This window comes from Paenibacillus sp. AGC31 (genome assembly GCF_057334655.1).
In genome coordinates, this window is record NZ_JBHFJH010000027.1 from 500,968 (window position 1) to 523,650 (window position 22,683).

Here is a 22,683-nt window from a genome sequence, read left to right on the forward strand (position 1 = left end):
TCCGGATCAGGCTCCTGATGTCTGCTGTGAGGCTCCTTCACAGCAGAGTCAGGGCCTTTTTAATTTCATGAAGGTCATATTAATCTAAAAAGCTGACAAATAAGGTTAATTTTAAAGAGAATTAGTTCTAATGGTATATGTATATTTAGGTATTTTAGTCTATAATCAATACATATATTTACAATTTGAAGTAATTTAGTGTTTATTAAGGAGCTGACTGAACCAGATATGAGCAGTATTTCCGCAACAAGACAGAAGCAACTTGATTACATGGGATTAACCACAGGGGATCTAAAACTACTTGCCGATCATCGGCCTGTTTTTCAAAAAGTCGTTAATGAAGTGGTGGATCATTTCTACAATCATGTGGGAAATTATCCCGAATTGGTAGATCTGATCGCAAGGTTCTCTACCATTGATCGTCTAAAAGAAACACAGAAGATGTACTGGTTATCGATGACGGACGGAATCGTGGACGACGCATATATTGAGCAACGGATTGCGATTGGACTTGTGCATTCACGGATTGGTCTGTCTGAAGATTATTATCTGGGTACCTATATGGTCTACCTGGATATTGCAACGAGCATATTCCAACAGGTTATTCCTGATTCCTGGCATCTTGTCATTCAAGCGCTCAGCAAAATGTTCAATCTGGATTCACAGCTTGTCCTTGAAGCTTATGAGAAGAAAGAAAAAGAAAAGTTACATCAGCTTGCCGATGACCAACAACATACATTACAGGCAATTACGCAGATTACCCAAGAGCTTACAGGCATGATTAGTGAATTAAATGAAAGTGCAATGGCTATATCGAGTGTTGCCAAAGAAACAGCGGCTTCTCAGGATCAGGCTCAGGTTCTGCTTACCGAATTAACAGGAGAGATCCAGCAGATCGGAAAAATGGGTGAACTCATTCGCGAGATATCGGATCAGAGTCATCTTGTCGGCCTGAATGCAGCGATTGAAGCTGCTCATGCAGGAGAGTTTGGACGTGGCTTCGAAGTAGTCGCCAGTGAGGTGCGCAAGCTTGCAGCCAGTTCCCGGGATGCCCAGGGTAAGATTCAGTCTAATCTGGAGAAGATCATGAAGAAACTGAGCAGTGTGCAGCAGGAGTCGGATCATACGTCTCGCGGAGCACGTAGCCAAGCTTCACGCTCGGCTGAACTCGCTGTATTTGCAACAACAATGGAGAAACTGTCTCTGGATTTGAAGAATCTGGAACAGCAGGAATAGAGCTTAAAAGCATTAGGAACCTTCCATACCGTTTCAGGCTGTTTTAAGCTATAATGGGTAGACAAACCTGCCGATGTTATAGAAAATGCAGCCGGAGACAGGGGATTCGAAAGAGGTTGAGGTGATCAGATGGCTTCTATCCATGATGTAGCCAAGGAAGCGGGAGTATCTGTTGCAACCGTTTCCAAAGTGATAAACGATTATCCTGATGTAAGTGAAAAAACACGCAAAAAAGTCAATATAGCCATCGAATTATTGAAATATCAACCCAATGTGGTCGCACGTGGACTCGTCAAACGCCGTTCATGGACGGTGGGCGTACTGTTAACGGTTCCGTTTACGAACCCTTTTGTGTCGGAGTTGCTGGAAGGGATCAAGACAGCGCTGGAGAACAGTGGATATGACCTGGTCCGGTTGTCTACTCGATTCGATGATCCGGCGTACTCGTTCATCAAACATTGCCGCAGTCGTAATGTGGATGGCGTTGTGGTATTCGGGGAAGGCAGAGAAAACACGAGTATTCAGGAACTGGTGGATGCAGAGATTCCAACGATGTTTGTTGATACGGACATGTTGGGCAAACGTGCCGGTTACATTACTACGGATAACGCGAACGGGATCTCGATGGGTGTCAAACATCTGCATGAGCTTGGGCACCGCAAAATTGCCTATATCTCAGGGACACTTGGACCTGCCGTAGCCAATCTACGATTGGAAGGATATCGGGAAGGGCTGCGAGAATGCGGCATCCCGTATTCTACGGTATATCTGGAGATCTGCGATTATTCCTTCGACGGAGGAAGCAAGGCCGCCCGACGATTGCTGGCACTTCAGGATCAACCAACGGGAATTGTCTGTGCATCAGACATGTCTGCTTTTGGTGCGATTCATGAAATTGAAAAGCATGGACTGAGTGTACCAGAAGATATCTCGGTTGTCGGGTTCGATAACACGTATTATGCTGAGGTATTCAAACCGGGGTTGACCACGGTGAATCAGAATATCTATTCCATCGGCATTAAGTCCATCGAATATCTGATTGCCATGATCGAGAATCCATCTTATTCTCCTCCCGTGGTGACGGAACCTTCCAATCTGGTTGTCCGTCAGACCACAGCACCTTTAAAAGTGTAAATATGTAATGACGGTGACATGGAGCACAGCTAACAAGCTGTGCTTTTTGTCGTTTTATCTTATTGTGAAGTTTTTAAAATAAGTCCTATAGTTTAACGGGTAAACAAAGTTCGCTGGCAATCGTATAATGAAAGTGCTTACAATTTCTGTTCAATAACGACTATCCAATCCTGCACAACGATCTTGTAAAGGGCTGGCGCATGACAGAACAAAGGTTACTCTTCACAAACAACCAACCAAGGAGGAGATCGGATGCATTTGAGAAAATGGTGGAGCTTGTGCTTGTCGGCTGTATTGATCTTCAGTTTGTTCCCAAGTGTGGGAACAGGAGGGACACGTGCTGCGGCTGCGGACGTTAAGACTGGCGATGATGAAGTACTGTTTGAGGCTAATTTTGAAGATGGTGTGTTGGGACAATGGCGTCCACGTGCGAATGAGAAACTCGATATTGTCACGCAAGTAGGTCACGACAGTACACGGAGCCTGAGAACCTCTTCCCGTACCGAAACGTTCCATGGACCCTTAATTGAAGTAATAGACCATGTACAGAAGGGCAGCACGGTTCATATTTCATTTTGGGCCATGTACGATGAAGGGCCGGACAGTCAGGTCATTAACGGTTCACTGGAGAAAGAGTACAATAACGACGCTTCAAGTCGAGAATATGCTACGTTTGCCTCTGCAACTCTGAACAAGGGACAGTGGAAAAAAATCGAGGCAGATGTGGTGATCCCTGGAGAAAATAGCGGCATCACCGGATTCCGCATGTATGCAGAGACACCTTGGAAGACGTCAGCGGAAGTGACGTCGGCGGATACGATTACTTTTTACGTGGATGATGTACTGATTACGGAAGCCGAAAAAATTGAAATAGAGCCGAACATTCCGAATCTAGTGGATGTTGTGGGACAACACTATGCAATGGGAGCGGCAATCGACCAGTCTGCACTGGACGCGGAAGATCCGCATTCCCAGCTGTTGACGAAACATTTTAATAGTATTACAGCTGGAAACTTTATGAAAATGGATGCGATGCAGCCTCAGGAAGGACAGTTTGTCTGGTCAGAGACAGATCGCCTGGTGAAGTTTGCCGAAGCAAATGACATGGAAATCAGAGGTCATACGCTGTTATGGCATAGTCAGGTGCCGGATTGGTTCTTTACGGATCCGGATGATGCTTCGAAACCTGCCACGCGGGAACAGTTGCTTGCACGGATGAAAACGCATATTCAAACCATCGTGAGTCGGTACAAAGGAAAGGTTCATACATGGGATGTCGTCAATGAAGTCATCTCAGACGGAGGCGGCTTGCGGAATGAGGCCAGTAATTCCAAGTGGAGAGATATTATTGGGGATGTGGATAGCGACGGAGATGACAGTGATTACATTGAACTGGCTTTCCGTTATGCACGTGAGGCTGACCCCGATGCGGTATTGGTGATTAATGACTATGGAATGGAGGGCAATGGAAACAAGGTAAATGATATGGTGAAGCTTGTAGAGAAGCTGCTTGCCAAAGGAACACCCATTGATGCGGTTGGATTCCAGATGCATGTGTCGATGTACGGACCGGATGTAAAGCTCATTCGTGAGGCTTTTGAGAAAGTGATCGCTCTTGGTGTGAATGTACAGGTTACAGAGCTGGACGTTTCGATCTATTCAAGTAATTCTGAACTGGAGATGCCTGTCACAGATGAATTAATGCTGCAACAAGCTTATCGTTATCGTGAACTGTTTGACCTGTTCGAAGATTTGGGGAAACGCGGCGTGATGGACAGTGTTACGGTCTGGGGACTTGCAGATGATGGTACATGGCTTGACAATCATCCGGTCAAAGGACGCAAAGATGCACCGTTGCTGTTTGATCGTAAATTAAAAGCAAAACCGGCATTTTGGGCACTGGTGGACCCTGCCACCCTTCCGATCTATCGTAATGAATGGACAGCATTGAAGGCCAGCCCTTCTTTCCCGAATCATAAAGGACAGGAAGATATTCTTTGGGGTGCTGTGAAAGGACTGGAAATTAATCATCTGGCAGATGGTACATCTGCGGTTACGGGTGAGGCTCGTATGATGTGGGATGCCAAAAAGGTGAATTTACGAGTGGAAGTGAAGGATACCACACGTCGCAAAGGGGATCAGGTGCAGGTTTTCCTCGCGGAAGAAGTCAAGGGGACAGGTGCTGCAACTTCTGAAGCTGATCTGTCTGCCAAGAAGAAAAATCCGCCGTCTGCCAATGGTCAATATACATTTAAACGGGATGGTGGTAAAGGCAAAGATAAAAATACTTACAATGTACAGGAGACAAAAACCGGTTATGTTGTATACGCATCACTGCCTATGTCAGCTGCTTTACTTACTGAAGGCCAGGTCTTGTCTCTGGATTATCGGATTACGGATGAATATGCTGCTGGAAAGACAGCGACCATCGTTTGGAATGATATTTCCAATCAACAGCCCGACAAACCAGCCAACCGGGGCAAACTGAAGCTCGGTTCTGTCTTGAAACAAACCAAGGTCACTTATGGCAAACCTGTAATTGATGCAAAAAAGGATAACGTCTGGAAAAAGGCTGCATCTGTTAAAACGGATGTCTGGGTGGTCGGAAACTCCGGTGCAACGGCGACTGCACAGCTGTTATGGGATGAGAAATACCTGTACGTATTGGCAGATGTGAAAGATCCTTTGCGAAGCAAATTAAGTTCTAATGCACATGAGCAGGATTCGATCGAGATTTTTATCGACCCGAGCAAAGATCAGACAACATTCTATCAGGAGGATGACGCCCAGTACCGGGTCAATTTTGATAATGAGGCTTCTTTTGGAGGAAATGCACGGAAAGAAAGTTTCAAATCAGCTACCCGATTAACAAGCGGAGGGTATACAGTTGAAGTGGCAATCCCACTAGATAGCGTTCGTGCTGAAGGGCAAAGATGGATTGGATTTGATCTGCAAGTTAATGATGATGGCGCGGGGGATGGCAAGCGAAGCAGTGTGTCCATCTGGAGTGATTCATCAGGTAACTCTTATCAAGATACTTCCGGTTTTGGCAGTCTGTTATTGACTCGCAAATAGAATATTTTGTTGTGAATTAGAATATGAAAAAGTTAGCTAATCAACATCGTATATCTGGAAATAAGTGTTGATTTTAAGGGCTGGGACGTTTAGACTATATACATTCAAATAAACGGGTTCCAATGTATGACAACGGCTTCAACTAAGTCTGTGGTCACGAGTCAAATGATGCGGAGGGAGTGCCTGTCATCCAGACAGCGCACTCGCTTCTTTTTTACATTTTTGCATACATACAAGGCATTTCCCGGTCGAAAGGAAAGAGTGAGTGGAGCACCTACATGGTACGTACAACTTAGAACTTGTTATTTTATCCTATATTATTGCATCGTTAGCTTCATACGCAGCCCTTGACCTTGCAGGCCGTGTAAGTCAGGCTAGCGGGATGGCGCGGAATGTATGGCTTACCTGCGGTGCAGTCTCGATGGGGCTGGGAATTTGGTCCATGCATTTCGTAGGTATGCTGGCTTTTGTTCTGCCTACGCAAGTCTCCTATTCCACCGGTAAGGTTATTTTATCTGTTCTACTTGCTATTGTCGCATCAGGGGTGGCCTTGAACATTGCGGGTAGACAATCGGGCAGGATAAGCCAGCTTATGATTGCTGGAGTGCTGATGACAGCGGGGATCAGCTCGATGCATTATGTGGGAATGGCAGCGATGTCAACTCCGGTTACGTATGAACCAGGCAGAGTGGTGTTATCCATTCTGATTGCAGCGCTTGCTTCCTTTGCGGCATTGTGGCTCATGTTTTTCTTCCGTTATCATCAATCAAGACATACCTGGGTTTACAAGATGGGCAGCGGTCTCATAATGGGGATTGGAATCTCTGGCATGCATTATACCGGGATGTCAGCCGCGCATTTCCATCATTCACATGGCTCGATGGTAAGTTCAGGTATGCAGATTGAGCCAGGCATTCTCGCCTACTTGATCGCATCGGGCACATTTATTGCTTTGGGCTTGACGTTGTTTGGCATATTTATCAATCAGCGAATGTCACAGAAAGATCAACGGATTCATGAGAACGAGCAATGGTATCAGGCCTTGTATCATAACCATTCGGATGCCATTATTTCAGTGAACAAGGAAGGGATTGTCAAAGGTATTAATGCTGCTGTAACAACAATCACCGGATATCCTGAAAAAGAGGTCATGGATCGTTCCATTGATGATATCGCTCAGCAGATCGATATCGAGTGGATAAGTGAATTTGATTCCATCGATTGGGATGATCATGGGCTGGAGCAGGCGCACTACATGGCCAAAATGAGAGACATACAGGGTGAACTTCTGGACCTTAGTATTGTTGTAGTTCCTGTTGTCATTGATGGCAGACATGTGGGAAGTCACATTTTGATCAAAGACGTTACAGAGGAGAAACAGGCTCAGGAGAAGATTCGTCACCAAGCTTTGCATGATCCGTTGACGGGGTTGCCCAATCGGCGCAAGCTGGATGATGTACTGGCTTGTACGATTCACGATTCAGAAGAAAAAGGGAATTCTTTTGCCGTTATGGTGATGGATATAGATCGTTTCAAGATGATTAATGACTCGCTGGGACATTCCATTGGAGATGTATTTCTAAGAGAAGTCAGCAACCGGATCATGAAAGCCATAGAAGCTTCTGATCCCTTGGCTATGGAGAATGTCATGCTGGCCCGGATGGGTGGTGACGAGTTCACACTCGTTGTGACCCAGGATCAAGCGACAGAAGTACAAGTGGCAGAACTTGCAAAACAGATTGTTGAAGCCATTCAGTTACCTTATCGACTGAAGGAGAATGACTTTTACGTAACCGCCAGCATTGGAATTGCGATGTACCCGGATCATGGAGTTGGCGTGGATGCTTTGCTGAAACATGCGGACTCCGCCATGTATGAAGTGAAGAAAAACGGCAAAAATGGTTTCCAATTCTACACTGCTCAACTGGATTCGGAACTTTATGAACGCATTGAGCTGGAGGGTTATCTTCGTAAAGCTTTGGAACGCGATGAGCTGGTCCTGTACTATCAGCCACAGATTCGTACCGAGGATAGCCGCATGATTGGTGTGGAGGCTCTTATACGTTGGAACCATCCACTCAAAGGTCTGCTCGCACCCAATGTATTCATCCCGCTTGCAGAAGAGACAGGCATGATCTATGAGATTGGCAATTGGACGCTGCGGGAGGCATGCAGGCAGATGAAACTCTGGCATGCCAGTGGCGGACCACTCATTCCGGTATCGGTTAACTTGTCCAGCCAGCAGTTTCACCAATCCAACTTAGTGGAACAGGTCAAGAATGCCCTACATGAGACAGGGCTGGAGGCCCGTTATCTGGAGCTGGAGATTACAGAGAGCATGATGATGGATGCAACAGTGTCCACGGCAATCCTGAAAGAACTCACGGCACTGGGGGTAAAAATCAGCCTGGATGATTTCGGTACGGGATACAGTTCACTCAGTTATCTGAAGCATTTCCCGATTCACAAGCTCAAGATTGATCGTTCATTCGTGACGGGTATTACAGAGAGCCATAGCGATCAGGCAATTGTAGCGACCATTATATCGATGGCCCAGAATCTCAACATGGAAGTCATTGCCGAAGGTATTGAGACGAAAGGTCAACTGGACATTCTGATGCAGAATGACTGCCGTGAGATTCAGGGATATTATTTCAGTCGTCCTCTGCCGGCAAGTGAAGTTGAACATGACTTTTTTGTACCGCTGCGCTTGCAGGGCAATGGTACAACGCCGGTACCATCCTAATTTTATGAAATGCCAAGCGGCAAGTTCCCGTGTATGTCGGGGACTTGCCGCTTTTTTATGTCTTATTTTTTATTAAACATTAAACTGATCCATGATAAGAGTATTTATATTTTCGTTTCCTATAATGATAATCGAAAACCTTACATAAATTTGCGGTGGTGCTTCTTGCCGTCATACGTAAACCAGATCGGTTTATCCTCGACACGTGTCTCTACATGTACCGTACGCCCCCAGAGGCGATACAGATAAGGCATGGTGCGCTCCATATATTTCAGATCCAACTCAATGCCTTCATATTGATGTTTCAGCACGAGTTCCCCGGTCCGCATATAGTCGGCATCTTGCACGACCAGATAAGGGGAGCCCCCGTTGACACGTGAAAATACGAGCTGATCCCGTATATTTTCCCAGGACTTGTCGGTGATTTTCCAGTCCGGGCCTTTTTTCTCAAAGACGTAGAGGTCGAGGTCCTCAGTTAATTGTTTAGTCATGTAATTCCGAATAAAGGAGGTATCGGAATCGAATTCACGCACCTCGAACATTTTCGCCCGACCCTGGCCTGGTTTACGGCCCCAACGATCCTGTTCTTCCCGGGTTGGGTTATCCCAGCGTCGTTCAATATCCTCGAAAATCTTCAGTCCCAGATAATACGGATTCAGACTTTGTTTGGATGGCTGCACCACGGAGGAGTTGAGCTTCGCGAATTCAATCGTATCCTCACTGTTGAGATCGAGTTCACGGATAATGCGTTGATGCCAGTAAGAAGCCCAGCCTTCGTTCATGATTTTCGTTTCCATCTGTGGCCAGAAATATAACATCTCTTCACGCATCATACTCATGATATCCCGCTGCCAGTCGGTCAATACTTCCGAGAATTCCTGAATAAACCACATGACATCCTTCTCTGGTTCAGGCGGAAAGTGATGGACCTGAATGCCTTCGGCTGGTGTATCTTCGGTCTTCACATCATCAAGCGACCATAAATCATCATAGCGGCCTTCCGGTTTGGGTGCTTTCTCACCGCGCTGCTCCCGCATTTTCATCTCCATGTAACGTTGTTTGTCCAAATGGCGGGGTTTAATCAGCTGTGGATCTACATGTTCCTGAATTGCGATCACGGCATCGATAAATGCTTCAACCGCTTCCGTTCCGTACTCCATCTCATAATTGCTGATCCGATCCGCCGTAGCAGCCATGCTTTCGACCATATTACGGTTGGATTTGGAGAAGCGGGCATTGTTTTTGAAAAAATCACAGTGTGCCAATACGTGGGCTACGATCAATTTGTTCTGAATCAGGGAATTGCCATCCAGCAGGAAGGCATAACAAGGGTTGGAGTTGATGACAAGCTCATAAATTTTGCTGAGTCCAAAATCGTATTGCATTTTCATCTTATGAAATGTTTTGCCAAAGCTCCAGTGGCTGAATCTGGTCGGCATGCCGTAGGCTCCAAATGTATAAATAATATCCGATGGGCAGATTTCGTACCGCATGGGGTAATAGTCCAGACCAAAACCATTGGCAATCTCCATAATCTCGGCAATAGCGTATTCTAGGTCGCGGATCTCATCTGTCATCTAACGCTGCCTCCTTCCCGTTTCTGGAAAAAGCTGCGCAAAGCTTTGTACACTTCGCCTTTTTCTTTGATCACATAATACATAAACTGATCCATCTTGATATGGCGGTAAGCCGACATCAGTGTGCTACTGCGGTTATATTGATTCACTTCGCCGTATCCAAACATATTGCTACGTTTCATTAACTCCCCGATCAGCTTCACACACCGTTCGTTATCCGAGGTCAGATTATCCCCGTCAGAGAAGTGGAAAGGGTAGATGTTGTAGCTGGAAGGTGGATAACGGCTGTCAATAATATCCAGCGCCTTCATATATACAGAGGAGCAGATGGTGCCTCCGCTCTCGCCACGGGTAAAGAACTCTTCTTCGGTTACTTCCTTGGCTTCCGTATGATGGGCGAGGAAAACAATCTCAACTTTCTCATACTGACGGCGTAGAAAACGGGTCATCCAGAAGAAAAAGCTGCGCGCGCAGTATTTCTCAAACGAACCCATGGACCCGGATGTATCCATCATGGCAATAATAACGGCATTGGATTGAGGAATGATTTTGTCTTCCCATGTCTTGTAGCGCAGGTCATCCGGACTGATATGATGGATGCCTGGCGTGCCAGTCGTAGCATTGCGACGTAGATTCTCCAGAATGGTACGTTTCTTGTCAATATTGGACTGCATACCTTTTTTGCGAATATCGTTGAAAACTACCGTATGTGTCTCAATCAGATCCTTGTCTTTCTGCTTCAGATCAGGTAATTCCAGCTCAGCGAAGAGCATATCTTCCAGTTCCTCAATACTAACTTCGGCTTCCACAATATCATGACCAGGCTGATCGCCAGCTTTTTCGCCTTTGCCGGGTTTCTGCGAAGCAGCGGGATCACGACCGATGACGTCTCCGACCTGACTGTCACCGTCTCCTTGACCGACATGTTTTTGCTTCTGGTAGTTATACACAAAACGGTACTCATCCAGACTGCGGATTGGTACCTTGATGATTTGTTTTCCATCAGACATGATGATGTTTTCTTCCGTAATCAGATCAGGCAGATTCTGCTTGATGACATCTTTCACCTTTTGCTGATGGCGCTGCTGGTCCTGGTACCCTTTGCGGTGAAGCGACCAATCTTCCTTCGACACGACGAACGAGTAAGGCTGGTGTGAATTTGACATGTAGGCACCCCCCATTGATTACGCGGCACAGTTTGGCCTGTCGGTAATTAAGTATATTCACGGGCGAGGACGATATGTGATGAGAGTGGATATAAAATGATACAATTACGCAAGTTCACCTCGGAGGTAAGGTGAGTTGCAAGAACAGAACTGCACCATTTTTTACAGAAACAGTGAACAAGTGTGATATCCTTCCTTTACAATAGGAGAAAGACATCAATCATTATAATAGTTGCATGTAAAGGAAGGATTTATGTGAATAAAAAGGCGATCAAGGCTTGGATTATGTATGATTGGGCCAATTCGGCTTACGCGACAACGGTGTTGGCAGCGGTCCTGCCCGTATTCTATGCTTCGGTTGCTGCAGCAACGCTGGATAAGGATACCGCCGCCTCCTACCTGGCTTATACACACTCCATTGGCATGTTGTGCGTAGCTCTGCTAACACCGTTGCTAGGAACGCTGGCTGATTTGTCAGGACGTAAGGGCGACTTCCTGCGTGTATTTGCAATCATAGGCGTCCTTGCTACATTGGGATTCAGCGCAATCGGTGAAGGGGACTGGTTACTTGCTTCCGCTTTGCTGGTCATATCTACGATTGGTTTTGCAGGTGGTAACACCTTTTACGATGCAATGCTGCCGGATCTGGTACCTGTTGAACGAAGAGACATGATATCCTCCAAAGGATATGCCTATGGTTATATTGGAGGAGGATTGCTGCTTGCGGTGAACCTGCTGATGATTCAGCAACCGGGATGGTTCGGGATGAGCAGTACACTGGCAGGCACAAGACTTGCTTTTATCTCCGTCTCGTTGTGGTGGTTGCTGTTCTCGATACCGATCTTTCGTCATGCTCCAAGACGGCCTGCATCACCGGACATGCCCGGCTCGTGGACAGGGTATGCTGCGGTGGGCGTGCGCAGACTGCGGCAGACCTTTCGTCAGATGCGGCGTTTTCCCCAGTTAATCCGCATGTTGTTGGCTTTTTGGTTTTTTAATGACGGCATTAATACCATCATTCTGATGGCTACAATCTATGGGACAAGTATAGGTATTGGCACAACCGACCTGATGCTCGCGCTACTGTTAACCCAGTTCATCGGGTTCCCGTGTACATTGTTATTGGGAGCATGGGCACAGCGTTGGGGAGCAAAGCAGGTATTAATTGTTAGCTTATCGGTTTACATATGTATTGTGATTCTCGGTTATTTCATGACACAAGCGATCCACTTCTATGTGCTCGCCGGGCTGGTTGGAGTCGTGCAGGGTGTGAGTCAATCCACAGCGCGTTCCCTGTTTAGCAATCTGATGCCGGCAGGCAGAACAGGAGAGTATTTTGGTTTTGTGAATATTACAGGCAAATTCTCTTCGATCTTCGGTCCATTTGTGTTCGGTTATGTCGGACAGATCACGGGTTCCACGCGTTGGGGCATTCTGTCGCTGATCTTCTTTTTCATCGCAGGCATTGCTGTATTGTTAACTGTGAAGGTACAGAAGGGGATGCAGGATGCTGCATTGGCAGATCAGGAAGAAGAGCAAAATAGGAGTGTCGGAGCTCCTGGGAAGAGTTCAAATGTAAGGTTCACCTGATGATTGTTCAACGGTTTTCATAGTAAGCTTCTCAACGGATTACGCATGGCTTCAGGCATTGTTCCTCACAGAACATGTCTGGAGCTTATTCGCGTTTGTGCAATCAGAACATAGTTGATCATGAATAAGTGCTTAAACGACAGACAGGAGAATACAGTGAAAGAGTAAGAATTTATGAAAAGGTGAAAATAAAAGATTGACATGATACATTTTGTATCATAGAGTAAAACTATAAATACATATTGTATCTGAGAGTTGTCGAAAGAATATGTGTATTTGCATCACTCTCGGGTAAGGTTCCGACGGAATGTTGCAAAATACTGACCTAATAGTTTGCGTAGTATTCGTTTTGCCAAACACAAAAGTAGAGTCTGGTCTATCCCGGCTGCATGCTTAATTTATTGAACAGAGGAGAGGCTGCCATTGATCGACGCTCAAGGTAACGGACTTGTTTTCTTACTATGTGTTCCCCGCAGTGGTAGTTCATTATCCACAGTCATGCTGCAAAATCACAGTCGTATATTCGCCACCCAGGAAATGTGGTTTCTGATGAGTCTTGTCGATCTGCCAAAAACCGATTCACGCGCTTATGGTGGCAGCTCCATCATGCGTCAGTTCTACAATGCCATGGTATCCGAGGATGTCTTCGAAAAGGCGTGCAGAAGTTTTGCTCTTGAGATCTACAATGGATTCCTGGAAGGGAGCGGAGCAGACTTCATCGTTGATAAATCTCCGCGTTATTATTACATGCTAGAATGGCTGGATCGTCTGTTCCCACAGTCCAAGCGCATTCATCTCCAGCGTAATCCTCTGGCCATAGCAGCATCATTCAAAAAGGTAAACCGTCATACAGGTGAAGGATTCGACCTGACTCATAGTTTGCAGAGCTCCAAATTAAATATGAAATCTGTAGATCTCACACTGGGTATGCTCCGCTTGAATGATTATTTTGCCGAACCACATTCCAATGCGTATGAATTGCAATATGAACGAATGGTTTCCAATCCCCAGGAAGAACTTGAAAAACTATGCGCGTTTCTGGGAATTCCATATGAACAGGGTATGGAGCAGTATGGACAGTTTCTGGACAGTGCCAAGTCTGACATGTTCTACAGTATGGGCGTGGGTGATCCATTCCTTTCTTCCCATCAAGAGGCACATCAGGGTTCTGTTAACAACTGGAAAAACATATTAGAACCACATGAAGTTGAACTGTATTGTCGTGTGATGGGAGCGGATCTGTTCCATCGGATGGGGTACAGTGACCAGTTGGCAGAAGCCGAACAATGGACGGGTGTTCGTTATGAAGCAAGTCCGGATCAAGAGGTCATCGAGCGAATTACGCATCAGTTGATTACAGCGACCGGTTGCGACTGGCAGCAGCACTATCGGATGCAGCCAGCTGATTCTCTCGTCCATGATTCCCATGAAAATCGGAATGATTCAGCTCTCGAAGAACCGGAAAAGATAGATCCCACACTGGCTGCACTGGCAACGATCAGACAGCTGCAGGCCGCACTACGGGCGGCAGATCATCGTCTGGAACGAGGATACAGTGAGCGAGAACGTTTGAAAGTCCAGCTGGCTTCTGCTCAAAGCAAAATACAGCGTATCAAATCATGGGTACCATTTGGTCACCAGATCAGCGCTTGGGCTTCACAGCGCAAGATTCTACGGGGAGGCAAGTCATGAGCGCCATAGCAGGAATTGTACACAACGATGGTCAGCAGGCGCTATGGGAAGACAGCTGGCGTCTTTACGCAAGCCTGGGGCATGTCCCTGCGGATACAACAGGGGTGTGGAAAGGCAATGAGGCGTTCCTTAGCTGTCACGCCCAATGGATTACACCGGAAGCGGTTAGCGAGAAGTTGCCTCTATATGATGAGGAAAGTGGTCTGACCATCACGGCAGATGCCATTCTGGATAACCGGGAACAACTGGCAGATCAATTACAGATATCCAGAGCTGAGCTGGCGATGTTATCGGATAGTGAATTGATCTTGCGTGCCTATCAGCGCTGGGGGGAAGATGTAGCTGTCCGATTGCTGGGGGATTTTGTATTCGCGATATGGGATGAGCGGAATCGAAAACTGTATGCAGCGAGAGACATTACAGGCATGAGAGCTTTTTATTACCGACATGATGGCTCACGTTTTGCTTTCTGCACACTCATGAATCCGTTGCTTGGGCTTGAAGGGGTACATAAAGAACTGGATGAGACCTGGTTGTCCGAATTCCTTGCCATTCCTGACATGCATGATTCAGCAGATATCAATTCAACCGTATATCGGGGAATAAGCCAACTGCCTTCTGCACATACACTTGTTTTCCGGGATGGGAGACTGGAGCTGAAGCAATATCATCGCTGGAATGAAGTCGAACCCCTAAGGCTGAAATCCGATGGTGAGTATGTAGAAGCGTTTCGGGAGGTCTTTGGGCAGGCGGTTGGATCGCGATTGCGAACTCACAGGCAGGTAGCTGCTGCTTTAAGTGGCGGACTGGACTCGGGAGCCGTGGTTGGTTTTGCTTCTGGAACACTGAGAAGTCAGGGCAAACGGCTGCATGCTTATAGCTATGTTCCCGTGCCGGATTTCACGGATTACACGTCGAAAACGTTGCTTGCTGACGAGAGACCATTTATACGTTCGACTATTAATCACGTCGGGAATATCACAGAGAACTATCTGGATTTTGAAGGCAGAAGTCCTCTCAGTGAAGTAGACACCTGGCTCGATATTATGGAAATGCCCTACAAATACTTTGAAAATTCATTCTGGATTCGCGGATTCTATGAAAAAGCGAGCCAGCAGGATGCAGGTATTCTGCTCACAGGAGCACGCGGTAACTTCACCATCTCCTGGGGCCCGGCTTTGGATTATTACGCCAGTCTGCTGAAAAGTGGCCGCTGGTATCGCTGGTTCCGTGAGATGCAGCAGTACAGTGAACGGACCGGTATGCCCTTCTCCCGTATAGCCAAGATCACCGGGAAAAAGGCATATCCAGAATGGTTCAAGGCACAGTCCAAAGGAGCAAGCCAGGCCGCTTCTGTACAGTTGATCCATCCTGATTTTGCTCAAAGAACAGGTGTACTGGAAAGACTCAAATCCATTATTGTTCTGCAGGGCGGTGCCCAGGCTGATGCACTCAAAGTACGTGCCGAGAAATTCAATAACCTGGCCATTGCGAACAAAAACGGTGCTGTAGCTACAAAATGTTCTCTGCGTTACCGCGCTTGGGAACGTGATCCGACAAGTGATGCCAGAGTCATCCGGTTCTGTCTGTCCGTTCCGATTGAACAATATGTGAAACAAGGGACGGATCGTTCATTGATTCGCCGGGCTACTTCACCGGAGTTGCCTGACAAGGTCAGACTGAATCAACGGGTACGGGGGGTACAACCGGCGGATTGGCTGCATCGCATCATTCCGAATTGGGATGCCTTTACGGCCGAGTTGCGTGCCTTGTGTTCTGATAGCAAGGTTGCTGGCATATTAAACACGGAGCGTATCAAGTCTGCTCTGGCCAATTTTCCGAGTCCAAGACCTGAACTTGCTTCACATCCAGATCTGCGATTGATGATGCATAGTCTGATCGTCTATCGGTTCATTCGAAAATTCTGAATGAGGGCACATGAAAGGAGGTGAATACGATGCAAATGGAAAAAAAGGAATGGCAAGCACCAGCTCTTGAAGTGTTGGAAGTCAATCAAACGATGGCCGGTACTGGCTACAGACAAATTGACTGGATCACAGTTCACGATGCGGATCTGTACGATCCAACTTCCTAAGTTGTTTAGTTCCAAAACGTGTCATCATACTTAAAGGGCGGAATTGGAACCAATCCAGCTTTTCGCCTCCGCCCTTATATTGAGCAACATGAATATAAGGGCTTTTTTTTACATTTAATTACGAAGGAGGCGTCGTTCATTGTTGCCTGTGCATTATGTGGCGTATGGTCTGCGCTGGTCGAGCCAAACTCGAATGCCTGAACTACAGATCGCACCCAAGGATGCGGAGAGTGATTTTGATGTCGTGGATGTGCACATCGAGTCTTCAGATCTGACCCCATTGTGGGAGGATTGGAATGTAGGCAACGACAACTTTGTGGCACGAGAGGGCAGTCTTTTTTTCAAAATCGAAGATACAGGTCTGTTTCTAATGGAACAAGGAAAGCGCATTGTCGTGTCCCCTATATCGGGTGCAGATGAGAAAAAGGTTAGATTATTCATCCTGGGCACTTGTATGGCGGTCATTATGATGCAGCGTGGCATTCTTCCTTTGCATGGTAGTGCAGTTGTTATTGATGGATGGGCTTACGCATTTGTCGGACATTCGGGAGCAGGCAAATCAACACTCTCGGCCGCACTGGCATCACGCGGATATCCGCTTCTCACCGATGATGTTGTCGCATTGACCTGGGATGCTGGGGGAAGGGCTATCGTATCACCTGGTTACCCGCAACAGAAATTGTGGCAGCCCAGTCTGGATGGCTTCGGTATGAAGGAACAGGATTATGCAACGGTTCACGCGGAGATTACCAAGTATGCGATACCTGTTCAGCACTATTTTCATGAGATGGCCGTACCACTAGGTGGAATATTCGAACTTGCTCCACAACCGGAGGAAAACCATACTTCTGTTCAACTGGTTGAAGTGATGGGGCTAGAACGACTGCATCTGTTATGCTCCCATACGTTCCGGGGTGGACTTGTTGCAAGACAGGGGCTGGCACAGTGGCTGTTCGAGACGGCTTCAAGACTTTCAGCAAGTGTGGAGATTGGCAGATTGGTCAGAACGGGTGCTGAGTTTACAGCATTTGAGATGGTGGATCGGATCACAGATCATATACGTAAAGGAGTGCATACAGGACAATGACAGCGACTACACCGATGAATGTGGAAGACCGGGTAACCCGGAAGGAAGGCAATCTGGTCAGTGATATGGGCAGTGAGAAAGTTATGATGAGCATTAGCTCTGGAAAATACTATAATCTCGGGAGTACCGGTGGACGAATCTGGGATCTGATCGCAGAAGAACGCACGCTGGGTGAAGTTGTTGAGGTACTTGCTGCGGAGTACGAGATTGAGCCAGATGTATGTCGTGAGCAGGTGGTGCAATTCCTGGAACACCTGTCCCGTGAAGGTTTAATCGACGTTACTCGCGGAGTGTAGAATGATGTTGCGAAAAATAAAGGCTTATCTCGCGCTCCCGCGGTCGATGCGTCGACTGGTATGGGAGGCTTATATGCTCCTTGGTTGGGCACGCATACAGAAGGCTATGCCATTTGCCAAAATCGCGCCAGGGCTGGGTATACCCATGCTTGAAACACCGATGACAGGACTTGATCGCAGCGAGGTCATCACTATACGGAATATTTCCAAAGCGATTTCGCTCGCCAGCAAATATACGTTATGGGAAAGCCGCTGCCTTGTAATGGCGATTGCCGGGATGAAGATGCTTCAGCGACGCAAGATAGAGAGTACGTTATATATGGGGACAGCGCGGAATAAACAAGGACATATGATGGCTCATGCCTGGCTGCGAAGTGGTAAATTGATCGTGACCGGAGCTGATACTATGGACCAATATACGGTTGTCGGTGTGTTTGGCAAACGGTGTCCGGAGAAGGGATCTGGGGAGATTGTCTATGATACATGAAAGTGAACTCTATTCATCAGGGTTTCCGAAGGAGCTTAAGCTGATTTTGAGCATGATTAGAGGTGATCTGACGGCTCTATCCCCTGAAGAACTCAAGGCAGGTTTGCAAGGAACGGATTGGCAGCTCTTTCTGCGGCTTGTCTATCATCACCGCTTATATTCTGTCCTTTATTTGAAAATGAAAGAATTGAACTCTGCAATCATTCCTGCAGATGTTATGGAGAGTCTGAGACAACAATACACGGTCAATACGTTCCGCATGTTACATCTGACAGCTGAGATGGAGCAGGTGTGTGGCGCTTTTCGTGAACGCGGCATCCGCAATATTACACTAAAGGGACCAGCGCTCGCCCATGATCTCTATGGCGATGTATCCATGCGAACCTCCAAAGACCTGGATATCCTGATTCCGTTCGATGATGTGGAAGCGGCTGAAGGAATTCTGGCTACTCTCGGATACGTATCCAAGGAAGGGGAGCGAGCACCTACGGTGCGCAGCTGGAAATGGCGGGAACATCATATCTGTTATACCCATCCGGTCAAAAAGACTCAAGTAGAGATTCATTGGCGTCTCAACCCGGATTCGGGGAAAGAAACCGATTTTGAATTGCTGTGGAAACGCAGCCGATTCAGTTCATACACACAGACACCTGTCCGTATGCTTGAACAAGAAGACCTGTGGGCTTATCTCGTAACCCATGGTGCACGACACGGCTGGTTCAGACTGCGCTGGTTACTGGATATCGACCAGATGATCCGCAGCATGCCACTTGATGTGAAGAAAGTGGAAAGACGTCTGAAAGCGGAGGGGCGTTTATCCATCGGTTCACAGGCTCTTTATCTGGCCTCGGAGCTGCTGAATACGCCGCTGGATGTAGAGTACAGGTCCTTAATGTCCTTGAGTGACCGTACAGGCAAGCGATTAGCCAATGAAGGCGCAAAGTTCATGAACGACATGCTGGAAAGTCCGGCTGATATGAAGTCTTATCAATCATATCTGTTTAAACTTCGAAGTACCAAACAGAAATGGTTTTTCTTTATCGAACGTTTATATCCAAGTACATGGGATGTGGATCAATTGCCGCTTCCGCGTTCTTTGTTTTTTCTGTACTTTCCGTTACGTCCGTTTCTCTGGTTCTGGCGGCGAATTAAAAGGTATACGGTGACGGAAAGGGGTAAAGTATGATCTCGGAATTAAGATATTTCATGCGAAAGTTGCATCATGTCACGGGGCCCATTTTATATTGGAATCTGCTAGGGATGATCTGTATCAGTCTCATGGAAGGGATCGGTATCTACATGCTTGTTCCGATGCTGAGTCTGATTGGCATATTTGAGATGGGCTCCACAGGCTTAAACATTCCCTGGCTTGGAGACGTATTGAATCGTTTTTCTGAAAATAGCCAATTGTTACTCGTATTGTTCACCTTTGTATTGATTGTCTCCGGACAGGCCTGGATGCAGCGTCTCCAGACGATCCGTAATACGCGAATCCAGCAGCAATTTGTACGCACGCTGCGCATGGAAACCTATGGTGCCATTATTATGGCGCAATGGTCATTTTTTCTCCAAAAACGAAAATCCGATTTTAACCATATATTAACGACTGAACTTGCACGTGTGAGTCAGGGAACGAGCATTATGCTGCAAATGGTAGCCTCTCTGATCTTTACGGGCATTCAGATCGGTCTCGCTTTCTGGTTATCCGCCAAGTTGACGGCACTTGTGCTGTTCTGTGGATTGTTATTATTTTTTGTCTTGAGAAAATTCGTCAAGCGGGCCAAGCAGATCGGAGACCAGACCTCTGAATATTCGCAAAGTTATTATAACGGCATTACCGAGCATTTTAACGGAATTAAGGATATTAAGAGCAACATGCTTGAGCGCTCACACATGAACTGGTTTGAGCGCATGTGCAGACAGATAGAACGCAATGTCATTCAATTTAGTCAATTGAACAGTGGAACACAGTTGATTCACCGGATGTCCGCGGCAATCATTATTGCGGCATTCATCTATCTTTCTCTCCGTGTAATGACGGTGCCTCCAGCAAGTCTGCTGCTCATCATCCTTATCTTTTCCCGCTTATGGCCAAGATTTACGGCGATTCAGTCCAATCTGGAGTACATCAGCTCCATGCTGCCTGCGTTTCGGGTAGTCAGAGAACTGCAAGCGCAGACGGCGAAGAGTCGTGAGATTAGTGCAGAGATTGCTTCGGCAGGAGATGTTGGAACTGATGGTATTCAACCTATGGAACTGAAGGAATCTATCACGTGTGAGGATGTCTGCTATCGCTATGAGGGAAGTGATGCTTACTCATTGAGAAATGTGCAAGCTTCGATTCCAGCAAGGGGTATGACCGCAATTGTAGGTAAATCTGGAGCAGGCAAGAGCACGCTGATAGATCTGATTATGGGCCTTGTGAGGCCTGAAACTGGTCGTATTCTGATTGACGGTGTGCCTCTGTCAGAAGAACGATTATTAAGCTGGCGAAGTTCCATCGGATATGTCTCCCAGGACCCATTCCTGTTTCATACGAGTATTCGTGAGAATCTGCGTCTGGTTGATCCAAATGCAAGTGAAGAACAGATGTGGCAGGCTTTACAGTTTTCCTCTTCTGCGGCTTTTGTGAGAAAGTTGCCACAGGGTCTGGATACGATCATTGGTGATCGGGGTATTCGGTTATCCGGGGGGGAGCGTCAGCGATTGGTGCTTGCCCGGGCCATGTTGCGTAATCCTTCTGTATTGGTGCTGGATGAAGCAACAAGTGCGCTGGACAGTGAAAATGAACAGTACATTCATGAGGCGTTAGAACGGTTAAAAGGACATGTGACCATTATCGTGATTGCACACCGATTGTCCACGATTCGGACGGCAGATCGTGTAATTGTGCTGGATGAAGGTCGGGTGATTCAAGAGGGTGGATATCAACAGTTATCTACTGATCCGGTAGGGACGTTCAGCAAGCTTTTGAACATGCAGGCGGGTGTTGTGGGACAGTAAGAGGGTAGATAGCAGAATCCATTCCAAAATTAAAAGCCGAGTATGGGACATATGTATCTGCTTCTGTTCATTCATATATTTATTGAATAATCAGGCACGACACACGTAAAGAGGCGCGCCACGATGGGCGCGCCCTTTATGTAGGTGGTTCGTATATTGAGCATGGATTAATGAACAACGGCTGTTTTCGTAGGAAGCGGCAGCTGTAGAGCACCGATCTGCTCCAAATGCTGTATGATCTCTTGTACAGCTTCCTCAATGGACGATTGTTCCGTATCGATGATGACTGAAGGTGATTTGGGTACATCATAGGGGGCGGAAATGCCTGTAAAATGCGGGATGTCACCGTTGCGGGCTTTTTTGTATAGACCCTTGGGATCACGACGCTCACATTCTTCAATTGAACAACGCACATAGATTTCAATGAAATCATCCGGTTCGAATAATTGTCTAACCATCTCCCGATCCTGTTCATGAGGAGAGATAAAGGCCGAAAGTACAAACAACCCGGCATCCACCATTAACTTCGATACTTCCCCAATTCGGCGCAGATTTTCTTGACGATCCTCAGCTGTAAAACCAAGATCGCGGTTCAGTCCATGACGTACATTATCCCCATCCAGAACATAACAGCTTACGCCTTGTTCATAGAGATTTTGCTCCAGGGCAAATGCAAGGGATGACTTTCCTGCACCTGATAATCCGGTAAACCATATGGCACGACTACGGTGCCCATTATGCTTCTCCCGGTCTTGTCTGTTGATGCTGGATGATTGCCAGGTTATATTGCGCTCTTCCTTCGACATGAGTATCCCGCCTTTTCCCTACCATGATATGTATAATATTTTAACATATTTACAAGATTATAGCACCTTACAGATTTCTTCAAAATAAGCGTGAATCGACAAAATATCGGGTATAGATGTAGTACATACATAAGCATTATGCATATATCCAAGGAGTATTTTGAATCGATTGATGCAAAATGCTCACATCGCAGGAGGAACAATGTCATGAACGAAAACATACAAAACATACAAGTTGGGTTCAAATGCCCGGATTGCCAGCAGGATATCCGAGCGGAATTTATAGATGAACAGGTCAGCACGGTTCGTTGTAAAGGTTGTGACAGAGCGTATACACTTTTGAAGCCAACCATTGGTGATGAGATTCTATTGGATTGGGAGCAGGAGGCTTTGTATCACAAGCTGAGGGCAGAGCGGTCTGAACTGGATAATCACAATATGTCGGCCTTGATTATCAAAGTTATCGAGTTGCTTACATGGCGTGATCGGGGAGATGGACAGACCCGTGCCATACAGACCGTGAGGGAATGGCTTGCTTCCAGTGGCAAACCTCAGACCTTACTTGAATTGTTCCATCAATCTCCGCCACAACCTGAAAATAAACGTTTCGATCGTTGATGATTTACATACATTAGCCGTTCCTGTGGCATATTATCTGAAGGTATTCGTGTGTGCAAACGACTAACCGAATTT

General features: G+C 46.7%; 17 protein-coding genes. 14 read left to right on the forward strand and 3 right to left on the reverse strand.

Features of this window, described 5'->3' with window-relative positions; genetic code table 11:
• Nucleotides 1-228 precede the first annotated feature (228 nt).
• From ACE04G_RS14375 to ACE04G_RS14390, 4 genes are all read left to right on the forward strand, one after another.
• Nucleotides 229-1,236: a protoglobin domain-containing protein gene (locus ACE04G_RS14375; RefSeq protein WP_449004122.1), complete on the forward strand. Its 1,008-nt coding sequence runs from the start codon at nt 229-231 to the stop codon at nt 1,234-1,236.
• Nucleotides 1,237-1,365: 129 nt separating this feature from the next.
• On the forward strand, nt 1,366-2,370 hold the full coding sequence (locus tag ACE04G_RS14380) for a LacI family DNA-binding transcriptional regulator (protein ID WP_237176193.1): 1,005 nt from the start codon (nt 1,366-1,368) through the stop codon (nt 2,368-2,370).
• A 252-nt stretch (nt 2,371-2,622) separates the two neighbouring features.
• Nucleotides 2,623-5,445, forward strand: coding sequence for an endo-1,4-beta-xylanase (locus ACE04G_RS14385; RefSeq protein ID WP_405131836.1), 2,823 nt, complete (start codon nt 2,623-2,625; stop codon nt 5,443-5,445).
• A 265-nt stretch (nt 5,446-5,710) separates the two neighbouring features.
• Nucleotides 5,711-8,191, forward strand: a complete 2,481-nt coding sequence (locus ACE04G_RS14390) for an EAL domain-containing protein (RefSeq protein ID WP_221823034.1) — start codon at nt 5,711-5,713, stop codon at nt 8,189-8,191.
• Nucleotides 8,192-8,331: 140 nt separating this feature from the next.
• Here ACE04G_RS14390 and ACE04G_RS14395 read toward each other — a convergent pair whose 3' ends face one another.
• A complete protein-coding gene (locus ACE04G_RS14395) occupies nt 8,332-9,768 on the reverse strand; it encodes a SpoVR family protein (protein WP_221823042.1) in 1,437 nt (478 codons plus the stop codon).
• Entirely contained in the window at nt 9,765-10,934 is a 1,170-nt protein-coding gene (gene yhbH, locus ACE04G_RS14400; protein WP_074094335.1) for a sporulation protein YhbH, read from the reverse strand. The genes ACE04G_RS14395 and yhbH overlap by 4 nt, the downstream gene beginning before the upstream one ends.
• A gap of 255 nt (nt 10,935-11,189) precedes the next feature.
• Between yhbH and ACE04G_RS14405 the strand changes: the two genes are divergently transcribed.
• From ACE04G_RS14405 to ACE04G_RS14445, 9 genes are all read left to right on the forward strand, one after another.
• Nucleotides 11,190-12,524, forward strand: a complete 1,335-nt coding sequence (locus tag ACE04G_RS14405; RefSeq protein ID WP_221823044.1) for an MFS transporter — start codon at nt 11,190-11,192, stop codon at nt 12,522-12,524.
• 423 nt (nt 12,525-12,947) lie between these two features.
• Nucleotides 12,948-14,216, forward strand: a complete 1,269-nt coding sequence (locus ACE04G_RS14410; protein ID WP_221823046.1) for a sulfotransferase family protein — start codon at nt 12,948-12,950, stop codon at nt 14,214-14,216.
• Nucleotides 14,213-16,144 carry an asparagine synthase-related protein gene (locus tag ACE04G_RS14415; RefSeq protein WP_221823048.1) on the forward strand — a complete coding sequence of 644 codons (1,932 nt, stop codon included), beginning with the start codon at nt 14,213-14,215 and terminating at the stop codon, nt 16,142-16,144. The genes ACE04G_RS14410 and ACE04G_RS14415 overlap by 4 nt, the downstream gene beginning before the upstream one ends.
• Nucleotides 16,145-16,173: 29 nt before the next feature.
• The gene (locus ACE04G_RS14420) at nt 16,174-16,311 is read left to right on the forward strand and encodes a paeninodin family lasso peptide (RefSeq protein ID WP_174806426.1); all 138 of its coding nucleotides are present in this window, start codon (nt 16,174-16,176) and stop codon (nt 16,309-16,311) included.
• Nucleotides 16,312-16,450: 139 nt separating this feature from the next.
• The gene (locus ACE04G_RS14425) at nt 16,451-17,398 is read left to right on the forward strand and encodes a phosphoenolpyruvate carboxykinase (ATP) (RefSeq protein ID WP_221823050.1); all 948 of its coding nucleotides are present in this window, start codon (nt 16,451-16,453) and stop codon (nt 17,396-17,398) included.
• Nucleotides 17,395-17,694, forward strand: coding sequence for a lasso peptide biosynthesis PqqD family chaperone (locus tag ACE04G_RS14430; protein ID WP_017689560.1), 300 nt, complete (start codon nt 17,395-17,397; stop codon nt 17,692-17,694). Before ACE04G_RS14425 ends, ACE04G_RS14430 begins: the two co-directional genes overlap by 4 nt.
• 4 nt (nt 17,695-17,698) lie before the next feature.
• A complete protein-coding gene (locus ACE04G_RS14435; RefSeq protein ID WP_449004280.1) occupies nt 17,699-18,181 on the forward strand; it encodes a lasso peptide biosynthesis B2 protein in 483 nt (160 codons plus the stop codon).
• 52 nt (nt 18,182-18,233) lie between these two features.
• A complete protein-coding gene (locus ACE04G_RS14440; protein ID WP_237176441.1) occupies nt 18,234-19,367 on the forward strand; it encodes a nucleotidyltransferase domain-containing protein in 1,134 nt (377 codons plus the stop codon).
• A complete protein-coding gene (locus ACE04G_RS14445) occupies nt 19,367-21,184 on the forward strand; it encodes an ABC transporter ATP-binding protein (protein WP_449004279.1) in 1,818 nt (605 codons plus the stop codon). Before ACE04G_RS14440 ends, ACE04G_RS14445 begins: the two co-directional genes overlap by 1 nt.
• 167 nt (nt 21,185-21,351) lie before the next feature.
• Here ACE04G_RS14445 and cysC read toward each other — a convergent pair whose 3' ends face one another.
• A complete protein-coding gene (gene cysC / locus ACE04G_RS14450) occupies nt 21,352-21,990 on the reverse strand; it encodes an adenylyl-sulfate kinase (protein WP_221823054.1) in 639 nt (212 codons plus the stop codon).
• A 207-nt stretch (nt 21,991-22,197) separates the two neighbouring features.
• On the opposite strand from cysC, the gene ACE04G_RS14455 reads away from it, so the two are divergent.
• Nucleotides 22,198-22,608 carry a hypothetical protein gene (locus ACE04G_RS14455; RefSeq protein ID WP_091032651.1) on the forward strand — a complete coding sequence of 137 codons (411 nt, stop codon included), beginning with the start codon at nt 22,198-22,200 and terminating at the stop codon, nt 22,606-22,608.
• Nucleotides 22,609-22,683 lie beyond the last annotated feature (75 nt).

What these genes read in the sequence shown, in the direction of transcription:
- ACE04G_RS14435 (WP_449004280.1), top strand. Translation starts at nt 17,699, where the DNA reads ATGTTGCGAAAAATAAAGGCTTATCTCGCGCTCCCGCGGTCGATGCGT.
- ACE04G_RS14455 (WP_091032651.1), top strand. Translation starts at nt 22,198, where the DNA reads ATGAACGAAAACATACAAAACATACAAGTTGGGTTCAAATGCCCGGAT.
- ACE04G_RS14375 (WP_449004122.1), top strand. Translation starts at nt 229, where the DNA reads ATGAGCAGTATTTCCGCAACAAGACAGAAGCAACTTGATTACATGGGA.
- yhbH (WP_074094335.1), bottom strand. Translation starts at nt 10,934, where the DNA reads ATGTCAAATTCACACCAGCCTTACTCGTTCGTCGTGTCGAAGGAAGAT.
- ACE04G_RS14430 (WP_017689560.1), top strand. Translation starts at nt 17,395, where the DNA reads ATGACAGCGACTACACCGATGAATGTGGAAGACCGGGTAACCCGGAAG.
- ACE04G_RS14395 (WP_221823042.1), bottom strand. Translation starts at nt 9,768, where the DNA reads ATGACAGATGAGATCCGCGACCTAGAATACGCTATTGCCGAGATTATG.
- ACE04G_RS14420 (WP_174806426.1), top strand. Translation starts at nt 16,174, where the DNA reads ATGCAAATGGAAAAAAAGGAATGGCAAGCACCAGCTCTTGAAGTGTTG.
- ACE04G_RS14415 (WP_221823048.1), top strand. Translation starts at nt 14,213, where the DNA reads ATGAGCGCCATAGCAGGAATTGTACACAACGATGGTCAGCAGGCGCTA.
- ACE04G_RS14380 (WP_237176193.1), top strand. Translation starts at nt 1,366, where the DNA reads ATGGCTTCTATCCATGATGTAGCCAAGGAAGCGGGAGTATCTGTTGCA.
- ACE04G_RS14440 (WP_237176441.1), top strand. Translation starts at nt 18,234, where the DNA reads ATGATTAGAGGTGATCTGACGGCTCTATCCCCTGAAGAACTCAAGGCA.
- cysC (WP_221823054.1), bottom strand. Translation starts at nt 21,990, where the DNA reads ATGTCGAAGGAAGAGCGCAATATAACCTGGCAATCATCCAGCATCAAC.
- ACE04G_RS14385 (WP_405131836.1), top strand. Translation starts at nt 2,623, where the DNA reads ATGCATTTGAGAAAATGGTGGAGCTTGTGCTTGTCGGCTGTATTGATC.